The sequence below is a fragment of the Bacteroidales bacterium genome (assembly GCA_035647615.1).
Classification (GTDB): Bacteria; Bacteroidota; Bacteroidia; order Bacteroidales; family 4484-276; genus SABY01.
Genome location: DASRND010000037.1, coordinates 67,090 through 79,913, shown reverse-complemented (window position 1 = coordinate 79,913; position 12,824 = coordinate 67,090). Strand labels below are relative to the sequence as shown.

The following is a 12,824-nucleotide window of genomic DNA, read 5'->3' as shown; positions in this document are numbered from 1 at the left end:
CAACGGTTTGGTCAGCAGCTGCAAGTGTGATTGCAGGAGCAACCTCGTCGTTAACGGTAATTATCTGTGTACGTGTTTCGGCTGCGTTGCCACAGGCGTCGCTTACATTCCACGTGCGTGTGATAGTTCCGCCGCAGGCATCGCCTACAAGATCACCATCATTACCTGCTACGTTTCCGCCCGCGTCACAGTTGTCTGTCCATGACAGGCTGATCATTGCAGGAACGTCGCCGATGCAACTTACAGTAACTGCTTCAGGAGCTGCTGCAAGAACCGGAGCAATTTCGTCATTGACAGTAATAACCTGGTCACAAACTTCCGAAATCACTTCCCCACTATCGTATTGGCTATTGTCATTTACATCATCATAGACAAGATAAGTGCGTGTTAAGGTGTATTTGTTTACACATGTTTGGTTTGTTATTGCTTCTGTAACAGAGTATATGCGCACAGTGCCACAAGCATCGGTAATGCCATAACCTGCAGCACTTGCTAAACTATTTACTGCGTAAGCAACAGGAACTTCACTGGAACAAGCATAAGATGCATCCCAGTTAGTAGGACAGGTAACTACCAGCGAGCAAACCCCAAATTCAACGGTCTCTGAATCACTATCGCTGATAGCAATTCCCAAAATAAGTGTGTAACCTGTAACCGTTGCGGTATTGTCCACCTTTTCAGCATCTAAATCAGCCTGGCTTAGGGTGTAGGTGCCGTAAAAGTCGCCGGTGCTGGTAGCACCTGCCGCCAATATTATCGGACCACCATTAACTGTTATTTTTGGGTCGGTTATGGTAATGTTGGTTAGCGGACTAAACCCATCATTCGTAATCGTGAATGTATATGTGATTGTTTCACCAACATCAGCTTTACCATTTGAATTCAGGTCGTTGAAAGTCCCTGTCTTGGTCAAAGTAATCTTCGCCCATTGGGCAAACAATACATTTGGAACCGGATTGCTGTTGTTCACTATAATGTTATCACCCGTGGCGAAAGCTGTACCCGAACCATCGGCTGCGGTATTCCAACCGCCGAAGGTATAATCATTATAGGTATATGTATTATTGACAACCTCATGGGTGATATTATTATCCAAACCAGAAAGCACAATATCACTACCTGTGCCACCATTCGGCTTGTAGGTTAGTTCTGTTTTTTGAATTGGATCTCCCCACTGAGCAGTCAGGGTCATATTTCCAGTAATGTTGAGCCCGTTATTGGGATAATGAGTAATCCCATTCTGGTCCATCCATCCAATAAATAGCTTTCCGGTGGGCGGACCTATATCACCAGGCAAGCCTGCTATCAGTGCTTCAGCCCCCAGGAGATATAAGTTCACATCTGTAGGAAGAGTACCTCCGGCACCACCCAAAAAGTAGGTAACTAAATAAGTTTTTGGATTCCAAACCGGAAATAACTCCAGATTAGTATAAATGGCCATTCCAAAATCGTAGGGTACAAATAATTCCCCCACATACCAGTACCAACCTACAAAGTCAGACTCATTAAGACCATAAGGGGTATTCCGTGTTAATTGACTGGCACTTATAGTTCCACCTAATGGGATAGGAATTGCTATGGTATTTCCGCTTGGTCCGGGATTTTCCAATACTTTGTGGTCAAGCACGGTAAGAGTAGGAGGCGTCCATTTGGCATACAATACCAAATTTTGAGAAGGCATTGTTTTACCGGCAAAACTATATTTTGTCGTTGAAAAAGTAGGTGATTCATACCATCCGCCAAATGTATAGGTAATATTATCTACAGTATAGGTAGTACTTCCTTCGGTGTAACCTGCAAGTGCCTGATTAGCAATGCTCGCCTGATAGAGAATAAATGATGATTTAACCGCCGGATTTTGATTATTTGTATTAAAGGTGATTTTATAACTATTCCTGGTGTAATAAATGGTTCCATCACGCGGAGGAGAGCCACTTTCCAGCGGTTCCCATGTACTTAAAGGAGTTACCGTAAATCCTGAGAGTGCAATGCCGTCTTCAATGGTAAAATTGAAGCTAACATTTCCGGCAGCATAAAATATAAAATCAGGATGAATACTTGTTGTGGTATTCTTTTCCACATAATGAACCGTAAATGCCGTATTACCTGAATATTCACCTGAAACTGTCAGATTATTGTTGGGCATATCAGGAGCTTCAGAATAAGAGGTAGTACTTCCACGGGCAATTAACCAACGGTAACCAGGATGTGCTGCTACTGCCGCATTGTACCAGGGTGCAGTACTCTGACCATATTTAACCTGAGTAGTACTCATGGTTGTCCATGTGCTACCAGGATTACTTTTCCATTCAATCTTAAACGTCCACACCTTCCTGTCGTAATACACATTCTTAACGGTGGTTCCATCACCTTTTATAACTACATTATTGGCCGGCGCATCTGTTTTAGTGGCATTTAATGTAAAACCGGTATAGGTTGGCGTAGCGTATGTAGCATTTGCTCCGGTCAGGCCTGTTCTTGCTTGTGTCTCAAAATAAGTATAATCATTGTTTTCAGCGTTCTGCTGCCAGTAAACCACATTGTAATTCACGGTTTGCGGGGTCCAGATAGCATAGAGGATTGTATTTGCTGTAATTGGATTAGCACTAAAATTAAATGATCCGCCAGCACTGGTTGCAGACCAATAGTTAAAAGTATATCCTACCTTAGTTGGAGCTGCAGGCAGAGTAGCAGTTGAACCACTTATAACATACTCAGGCATTACAGGTGATCCACCCTGACTGTTGAAAGATACTACCCATCTGTCGGCTAATACTGCATACAGCGTAGTATTGGCTGTTATTGAGGTGTTGAAGTCAAAAGCCGTTGGTCCATTCTCCGTCGCTGACCAATGTGAAAACACTTTACCCGGGATGGTTACCACCAGCGGAACACCTGAAGCATCGGTTGTTGTTGCAGGAGCAACAACATCTTTTGTTGCTACAATCTCTCCTGCATAATTAAAGAAAACATAGAATACACTTTCAAATTGTGCATTTACTGCAAGAGTCGCAGTTGAAGATACCGTAACTGCCTGATTGAAAACAATCGGAGACGCTTGTCCCATAATGTACCATCCGGTAAAACGCTGTTCAGCAGGGGCGACAGGTGTTTCAGGTGCAAGCAAAGATTCTCCGTTGAGTACAATTTGGGTTTGTTGTAAAGTAGTGCCGACCATAAAATTATAGGTAGCGGTTAGGGTTGTTCCTACAGCGTAAACAGAAAAATGCGAGGTGTTAAACTGAATAACTGTTGAGTTAACACTTGCATATTGCATAAGGTCCTTATTCTTTAGAACATTGGTCTCAGGGTATTTCTTTGAAAAGATAAATCCTTCCTTGCCCTTCACTCCTACTTCGGCGTGTAAAACCACAAGCTCTGTCCCATTATTTTCAAATTGAAGTCCGGAGAAACTGACCGTTACCTCTCCATTGGGTTGAACCTCCAGCCCCTGTTTATCATACAAAGTTATATCATAAAATAAGGATTGAATCATTGTGATACCATTGTTCTTTTTCAGGGATTTAATATAAATCTCCTCTTCCACTTCAGATAGCAATTTTACCGAAAGGTAAGTACCTTCAGGTAAGATGCCGGTTTCCGCATTTAAGCTGATGGTTACTCCACCGCTTAGTGTGGTTAAACTCATCGCTGGTGCCATTTCTTGAATTCTTGATGCATCATCAGGGGGGGCAAAGTGCTGTGCCTTGGCACTTATCGTGAAGACGACCATTAATGTTGCCATTACAAATGTAGCAGCCAACCATTTTTTATCTGATAAATAGTAATTTTTTTTCATGACTTTTAGGTTTTTTGGTGGATCATTCGGGAATTAACTGACTATAGATCACTGTAATCTGTGTAGAAGTACCCTGTATGATTCCCTCAAGTATCGAAGTTTGGCAATCATTGGTGCTTCCATCGCAGGCATCGTACGCAAATTCCACAAGCAGGTATTTCAGATTTGTTAATTCTTCCAGTTTGATCAAATCGATGGAAGCGGGCAAATCATCTATCGAGCTTGCTATAATTTTTACCAGTTCAACCTGGCTAAACGAAGGGGCGTTTGCATAAAGCATATTTACCGATGCAGCATCACATATTGCTACAGCAGGTGCAAGTTCTTCAGAGGCCCTTATTTCACCTTTAGTCAGATAAACCGTTGGATGTGGCTCAGTTACCAGGCTTTGTAGATGCGCGGCTGATGAAAGCTCTAACAATTGCATAGCGGTTTGTAAACTCATGTAAGCTGGCACGGTGGTAAATGACGCAAAAAGCAACCCCAGAAGGAGAGCTACGAATGAATTAGTAACAAGTGAGAGAAAATATCCTCTTTTCGGGGATAGTCTATCACTGCAAATTTTAGAACTGATCATTTTTGTTTTCATGACGTTGGATTTTTTTGATTGAGTATTTCTTTAATTTATTTCATTGGTAATGAATGAAAATCATATTATAATTTACACAGCATCTTTTACTTTTAGGGATATGAGCGCTGGGAATTATTATAAACAAAATGCAAAACAACAGTGAGGCGAACTGCCTGTTGATGAGGCTTTTTGTTATGGTTTGGGCATTGCCTGAGACTGCCGTGTAGGTAACCGCACGAACTCCCTGGCACCGAATAGGTGTGGCTCCTAATGCAAACTCAGGTGTTTCAAATACACACTGGTAGTTAATTGCGATGGTAACTGCAGGCTTTGATATCTGAGTAGAGTTTAGCGAGTAATCGCCAGAAGGGAAAACTCCGGTTTCATTGCCGTGCAAAAACACTTGCTCATTTTCGCAAACTTCTGCACATACCCCTGAATTTATCGGGCAGTGTTGCCCGTAAAGTATGCCGGACGCTGTTGCCAGCAGAAACGTAATAAAAACGATTAACGTTTTGTGGCAGCCTGCACTTAAGCAGCTGTAGATGCCCGAACCAGTCATGCATTTCCAATTGAATGCAAGGAAGGTGTATAAATACTTTTTCATAATCGAAAGGTTTAAACGTTATTCCACCTAAAGACTAATAGTATATTCTATTAAAAGACAATGAATTAACTTATTTCACCCAAAGGATAAAAATCGTATTCTATTCAAAGACAATAAATTAGCTCATTCCACTAAAAGACTAAAAATCTGTTTAATCGAAAATCAGGGTAATTTATTAGATTTTCATTTTTGTTTTAGCCGAGGCAAATGTAGACATTTCAATCTGAATTTCAACCGATAACAATTTGTATGCATTCTAAATAACAAGTTAGAATGATTCCGAAATAAACGTATGTAGGAAATTGATCCTACACCTCATTTATTGTAAGTATTGTCTTACAACTTGTTAAGTATTGACTAATGTGATTTAGAAGGATTATTTAGATTTTTTTCTAAAATTTAGCGTCAAGAGATCAATTAAAATAGTGATGTTTTCAAGAAAGATTTTAATATTATTTAGCATAAATTACTATAACCCGATAAACACTTTTCGTTCCATCCTAAACTTTGGGATTTCGTTCAGAATCGATTGTTTTTAACAGGACACCAATAGTTTTTAATGAGCAGCATCCCGCAATTGGCTATGCCGCCAACAAAAAAGGCTGCCTCTCTCGAAGCAGCCTTTTTACGTTTTCAATTATAAAAATGTACTAATAGATGGTAACCCTTCGGGTGATGACATCACCGATGGATTGTGTGATAGCTACGATATAGAGCCCGGCTTTGTATTGCGACACATCCAAACGAATCTGATTTGCATCAAAGCTCTGGCTCATGACAATCTGACCTACGCTATTGAGCAACTCCACCTTGCGGATATTGCCGGTGGCTTTGATGTTCAGCTCGCTGTTGGCCGGGTTGGGATAGATCGTGATGTTGGACAACTCCTGGTTATTAATACCAACGAGTACAACACATGCCTCGTTGGATGGATCGGTTTCGCCACAATATTCGTACACTGCCGTCACGGTGTAACAAATCATACCACTCTGATCCTCCTGATATGAATAGGTGGTTTCGGGCCAAAGCGCTTCGAGCAGCGTTCCATCTCTGTAAATATTGAAACCCATGAGTGCACGGTTGGCTTTGCCTTCAGTTCCTCTGTTGAGATTAACATAAGGAGCAGAAACGGGCACACCCGAATCTGAAGTGTTTATCACCTTACTGGTTAAGGATGTGTAATCGACGGTGGCGGCGTTTGCATTCGACACATAAGCCTCGAGTAGCCAGGCAAATGATAAGATATTGCTCATGTGATTCCATCCGCCATTCATATAAATCAAATCAGAATTTGGAATACCCGAATAATACTGTACCCCAATAGGATGACTATCGTAATTTGCAACTGTATAGCCAATCTTGTAGGATTTGGTTCCATCGATAAGTACAGGAGTATCGAATTCGATTTCGTTCCATGCCTGGCCAACGATTGTACTGGTTACAGGCTCTTCAAGAATAAGCGTGGTGCCTTCCCAAACCTGGACAGTAACGTCAGCAATGTTTCCAAATCCGTAAAAGAAATTGATTTTGGAGAAGACCTTGCCATCATAGGCTTCAAGTATATCCGGATCGAACTGAATCGCAACCGTGATAGGCGAAAAATCTGACAGACCAATAGCATCGGCATAAACACCATTCCCGTATGAGAGATAGGTTCCAGTAAAAGCATCATGGGTCCAGGCAAGTGAAACTTCACCCGTTGATTGATTCGCTTCAGCGGTAAGGTCATAAGGCGCAATACAATCTTCGCCTGTAACCAGTACATCGCTTACGCAAAGAGGCATACACGGCATGGCATTATCAGTGTAAACATAGTTGATGCAATATTCGTATGTACCGGGGGCAAGATCCTTATCGGTAAATGTTTGCCCGAATACCTTTTCGGCAATTAATACGCCATCGCGATAAATATTGGTTCCAAGAAGTTCTCCTGTATCAAATCTGTTTCCTGCATCAGGGGTATTTTGACCTGGATTTTCAGAACCTGCATTGTCCTGAGCAAGTAGTCTTGCATCAATCTCATTCTGCGTCATATTCTGAGTTTTGAATGGGATCGAATGGGATATTCCTGATGCCAGCGGAGCTGTGTATGCCGCCCGGGTGTAAGTGTTGGTTACGGTAACATCATCAATCTTAATATAGTACATTTCAAGCTCAGGCGGAGTCATGTGCTGGAAAGCAATATAAACGGTTTGCCCAGCGTAGGCCGACAAATCGATAATTACTTCGGCCCAATACAAGCGCGACCAAGCTTCACGGAGTGTGATGTTAAAATCCTCAGGAGCATTTCCGGTGGTGGATATTTTTACATTATACCATTCTCTTGGATTCATAGGGTCCTGTGCCCCAACCCAAAACTTAAGCTTTGAAGCCGATGTAACGTCAATTGCCGGAGTTACCAGCCAGTTGTTGGGGGTAACTGGTCCATATTCATTTACATAACTGGCACTGGCCATGCAATACAATCCGGAGTGGGGTTCGAAATCGGGGAACTGTATTTTCGTGTTTTCCCAATTGTAGCCATCGTTATCTACGTCGTAAATTTCCCAACCTGTGGGCAGGGTACCGGCTTCAAAGCCTTCGTAGAAATCGCCAATGGCGGGTGCATTGCCACTCCAGTTGAGTACAACATCGTTTAAATTAACTATTTCATAATCCAATTGGGTAGGTCCGGGGAAGCTGTCGCATGGCTGATAAGTCCAGGTATAGCTCATTGCTTCTGAGAGCCAGGTGGTGTAAAGCGCCGTTACTTCCGTAAAATATTCCTGACCCTGAACCAGCGTTGAGGGATCGTACTGATAGAAGGGTTCGGGTGTATCGGCAACAAACTCGCCATCCAAAAAGACATTGTAAGTCAAAAATTCACGGTCACGGTTTTGGGGAGTATTTATCATTATGTCATCAATATTCCACCAATTCATGTAATAGGCATTTCCTTCATAAACAAAAGCAATCTGAAAATCTTTTGCACCTACGCCATGTTCTGCGGTAAGCATGGTTACTACCTCGGTTGGCGGGAGATTGTTGTCATCAAATTCTATGACAAGGCGCTCTACGCCATCAATGATGGTAATTAAGCGGATGCTGTAACTATCACCATACATTACTTCATTAATGGCATGCGTAAAGCTCATTTCCAGTTCACTCTGGCCAAAGGTATTCATCACGGGTGAAATAAAGTAGAACTTATCCAGGCTGTTGGGACTCCAGTAAAAACGCACTTCGGGGGCTTCGCCTCCGGCCAGGTTGGTCTCGCTCCACTGCCAGTTGTCGGTTTCAGGGTATCTTGTCCAGCGATCGATACCATTAGAGAAATCTTCGATAAAAGGCTCAAAAGGAACAGGCGCACCATCTCTCCATTCAGCACGGGCTGTCGGGCTTACTTGCAGATCGGCAACCGGGAAGATTAATTCCTGCAGCATCCACACAAAATCTTTGGGGCCATCAATTCCATAGTCTGAAACTTCCACAGACTCGAAACCACGCTTTTCGACATGTATGTCATAGGTTCCTTTGCGGAATTCATCCCACATAAAATAACCTGATTCATCAATTTCAACTTCGTAAACCAAACCCGGTTCCGATTTATTAATAAATGACACATTGGTGCCAACGGGGCTGTCACCACTGTTGGTGGTTACGGTAACACTTACCTGGGTAAGCATATTATTGTCTAAGCAGTTGGAGAAGCGGATTGTAGCAACGTTTTCATTATATTCGGCTACAACGCCCCATTTGTAAACTTCTGGTTCGGCAGCGCCCCAGGTTTCGTCGGTAAAGGTTTGTTCGGTGGTGTAGCCCAAAAGCTGCAGTTCACCGGTGACACAGGTGGTGCGATAGACACTAAAACCCTGTAATTCTCGGCTGACAGCATTGGTGTTGATAGCTGCATTAGCAGAAGTGTTTTTAATACCTCTGGTTTCAAAAGGTCTATTTACTGAGGATGGCTCATAAACCGATCTATTTTTGGCCCTTGTAAGTTCCACTGTTCTGTTGGTTCTCATATTGGTAACAAAACCGCGGAGGTTCCAGGTATAGGGCAGCGGGATGTCAGCCAAATGTTCCCAGGTCACGCCATCAATAGTCATAAGATCCCCGTTGGGCTGGTTTTGACCGGCACCGACAGCGGCAGGATATGCGGCACCGGCAGTGGTGTAAACGGTAATCCAAAATTCTTTGGTTACGTCGATAGGAACAGGATTGTTGAGGGATACTTCTGCCCAATCTTCAATGGGAAGTCCGGTGAGCGACTGCTCATAAATTTGGGTCTGAGCGTCTGGGCCTTCACAAATACGGAGGGTGTTAACGTCGGAGGTATGATTAAAGATGGAAATTTTAGTAAGTGAAGTGCCGGCATAGTCAACCAACTGGTCAGGATCAAATTTGATGGCCCAGGTAAATGTTTCGGGTCCACCAATGCCATCTGTGTTAATTCCATCGTCATAATAAAGCCACTCGGAAATAGCACTGTTGTTAATGTCCCAGTTGATCTGAACGGCATCGTCGTTTAGTTCGGCAGCTACAATATTTACGGCAGGAAAAGGATATTCCAACAAAACAAAGTCGTGTGTAACCGTAGCTGTTTGTGCCACCACCACGTTTTCGAGGTTTTGGGTTGCGTAGCCCACTGCCGAAACCTCATAGTTATAGGTTCCGTCCAAAACCTCAGCGGAATAATTTCCCAAAGCATTGGTGGTGAGTATGTATTTAACTGCAGGATTTGCAACATCGGTAAGCATAACCACCGCGCCCTCTAAATTGGCGCCGCCCATGTAGGCAGCTTGTTTCACGTTACCGTTAATAAAGCCAGTATTTGTTACTTCAACTGTTTCGCAAATTGTTGCAGGGCATGTTTCGGCACCCGATTCGTAAACGAAAGTGATGCAATAGACGTAGGTTTCAATAGAAAGGTTTAGGTCAAGATAACTTGCATCTTCTGTTTCCGCAATAACCTCACCATTGCGGGTGATGCGGGCAAAGTCGATCTGGTCGTCGCCAGCAGGAATGGCTGGAACAGTCCATGAAAGGGCTACGTCAACGGTGCCTTCCACCTGCGTTGCAGTGAAGTTTTCGGGTGTAGGATAGCTTTCGCATGATTTATAAACCCAGCTATACGAAACTTTGTCTGATTCTCCGGATGTGTAAGCTGCGGAGACTTCGGCAAGGTAAGTTTGACCATGCACCAGCGTTTCACCGTTGGCGCCATACTGATAATGGGTGTTTGTAACATTAGCAACCAAAGCACCTTCAAGGTAAACGTTGTAAGCCTCAAACGCTCTGGAGTTTTTGGCTGCAGAGGTGAGCATAACATCATCAATGCACCAACGGTTTACGCGAGTAGAATTTCCCATAAAAACCCAGGCAATCTGGAAATCCGTAGCTCCCACGCCATGGGCAGCAGTAAGTTCGTACGTCAGCGTAGCCGGTGGCATGCTGGCAGGCGACACCCATTCCTGAATAATATGCTCTTCGCCATCAGCTATCGAAATTACTTTTATGGTATAACCGCTCTGATAGTCGTTCAAGTAATTTTTGAACGAAAGCTGCAGAGAACTTTGTCCAATGGTTGTAATAATGGGAGTCTTAAGATAGAAGGTTCCCGAGTTATAAGGAAGAAAGTTGAAACGCATTTCGGGGGCAGTACCACCCGCTTCATTTGCATTATTTGCACCCCAGTTGTCTGTTACCGGTGATTTGATCCAACCGTCGGGCAGCTCACCATTTGCAAGACCGTCAAAGGATTCGACAAAAGGTTCAAACTGAATAGTTGCACCGGCTGTCCATGTTGCCAAACCAGTTGGGGTTACGCTCAGTCCTGTTGGTGCAGACAGCAGCTCTGTAAGTTCCCAGGTAAAACTGGTTGGAATAACAATTTCTTCGTCAGTAATATCTATTGAAGAATATCCGCCTTTGCTCACTTCAATATCATACGTGCCTTTTAGGAATTCATTCCAGGTAAACTGGCCTGAAAGTCCGAGTGTTTCTTCATACACAAGCCCCAGGGAGGGTTCTGATGTATTCGTAAACTTTACCTTAGTGCCCATTGGGCTTCCGCCCGAATTAAGGGTAACGGTAACATTAACTGAAGTGTAAAGCTCATCGTGGGCAGTGGTAAAACTCCAAACCGGTCCGGCAGTAGTGCCTTCGGCATTGCGTGCATTCACCCGCCAATAATATTGCGTATAGGTTTGCAAATCGGTAAGCTCATAGGAGGTTGCCAGGTTGCCGGTAAAAGGAACAACCACTGTGGTGGGTGGATTGGTAGTACCCAACACCACTTCATATTCGTTAGTATTAGCACCAAATTCCCAGCTCAAAAGTTCGCCATTCTCAATATTGACAGCGCCATTGGCCGGCGCAATATTGGTAACGGCTTCCGGTAAAGCTGAGGGAGTGGCGGAGGGGGGACCGGTTACATCATCAATACAAAGGTTAGATTGATTGGTAGTTGTAATTTGAATTCCAATATAGATGGTTTGCCCGATGTATGCCGACAAATCATAGGGATATTGTGTGTAGCTGTATGGCGCCGGATCTACATCCATGGCCAAAATAACCGTGAAATCGGGCTCGTCGTTGCCGGTGGTTGAGAGTTTAACATTAAACTTTTCACGCGAATAGGTATTGGCATTTCTTGCCCAGAGCGCGAAGGTAGAATTGCCTGCCTCAGGCATTAAGGCTGGGGTAATCAGCCAGTCGTTGTGCGCCACAGTATTGGAATAAATACGGGCACAAGCTTCGCCGGTTCTGGGATCGTTTGTTGATCTTTCCCAGGTGCCTGAACCACCGCCATTAATGACTTTCCATCCTGCAGGAGGGAAGGTGGTACCTTCAAAACCCTCATCGTATGTTTGTGCAGACGCAGGCGTAGTAAAACTCCAAACTGAGCCTGCTGTGGTTCCTGATGTGTTTTTCGCATTAACCTGCCAATAGTAGGTTGTACCAAGTTGCATATCGTTAAGCATATAGGAAGTTGCCAGGTTGCTGGTAAAGTCTATCACCACATCGGTTGGAGGATTGGTAGTACCCAACATCACCTGATATTGAGCGGTATACTCACCAAATGACCATTTCAGCAATGAGCCATTGTTTATGTTGGTGGCACCATTGGCTGGTGCAATATTGGTTACGACACCCGGCGCAGGAAGTGTCCCTGAAAAAATATTTGGTCCCTCAAAATCGTCCAAATAAAGGCTATCCATATTAAGAGAAATTGCCTGAACGGCAACATAAATCACCTGTCCGATGTGGGCTGACAAATCGTAGGAATATTTGGTGTAGGTATTGGGAGGCTCAACATTTGATGCTATGGCAAATGTAAAATCTTCTTTATTGTTACCTGTTGTCGACACCCTAACATTGAATTCTTCCAGATAATAATTAAACTCATCACTGTTTTTCGCCCAGAAGGAGAGGGTTGAATTTCCTGATACAGGCTGAAGCCTGGGAGTTATCAACCAATCGTCGTGAGATATCAAATAATCCGTGGTTATCGAAGCACAGGCAGAGCCAGTTCTGGGATTCAAAGTACTGCGAATCCAACTGTTAGGATCGCCATTATTAATAACCTTCCATCCTTCGGGAGGAAAAGTGCTGCCTTCGAAGCCCTCATTAAGCGAGGCAGTGATCGCATCCTTGTTATTAATGAATAATTCGGAAGTAAATTCTTCACCGGCAAAAGAGCCACGAGGCGGCTCACTAAGTTGAGCGAACCCGAATCCGCAAAAGGCTATTAGCATTAAGCTGATCAGCCACCGTAAATTTGTAGGCTTTTTATTCATAATTAATTAAGCTTGAAATAGTAATATGTCAATTTGTTTGTTTCAAATCCAGATCAAAATGCAGTC

4 protein-coding genes are annotated in these 12,824 nt (G+C 43.5%); all 4 read right to left on the bottom strand.

Annotated features, from left to right (window positions below):
- Positions 1-3,799: InlB B-repeat-containing protein (locus VFC92_14040; protein ID HZK09301.1), on the bottom strand; the 3,799-nt coding region annotated here is incomplete at its 3' end.
- Positions 3,800-3,821: 22 nt separating this feature from the next.
- Positions 3,822-4,388 carry a hypothetical protein gene (locus VFC92_14035; GenBank protein ID HZK09300.1) on the bottom strand — a complete coding sequence of 189 codons (567 nt, stop codon included), beginning with the start codon at positions 4,386-4,388 and terminating at the stop codon, positions 3,822-3,824.
- A gap of 40 nt (positions 4,389-4,428) precedes the next feature.
- Positions 4,429-4,977, bottom strand: coding sequence for a hypothetical protein (locus VFC92_14030; protein HZK09299.1), 549 nt, complete (start codon positions 4,975-4,977; stop codon positions 4,429-4,431).
- A 650-nt stretch (positions 4,978-5,627) separates the two neighbouring features.
- Complete coding sequence (locus tag VFC92_14025) at positions 5,628-12,758, bottom strand: choice-of-anchor J domain-containing protein (GenBank protein HZK09298.1); 7,131 nt, start codon at positions 12,756-12,758, stop codon at positions 5,628-5,630.
- Between the last annotated feature and the right edge of the window lie 66 nt (positions 12,759-12,824).

What these genes read in the sequence shown, in the direction of transcription:
- VFC92_14035 (HZK09300.1), bottom strand. Translation starts at nt 4,388, where the DNA reads ATGAAAACAAAAATGATCAGTTCTAAAATTTGCAGTGATAGACTATCC.
- VFC92_14030 (HZK09299.1), bottom strand. Translation starts at nt 4,977, where the DNA reads ATGAAAAAGTATTTATACACCTTCCTTGCATTCAATTGGAAATGCATG.
- VFC92_14025 (HZK09298.1), bottom strand. Translation starts at nt 12,758, where the DNA reads ATGAATAAAAAGCCTACAAATTTACGGTGGCTGATCAGCTTAATGCTA.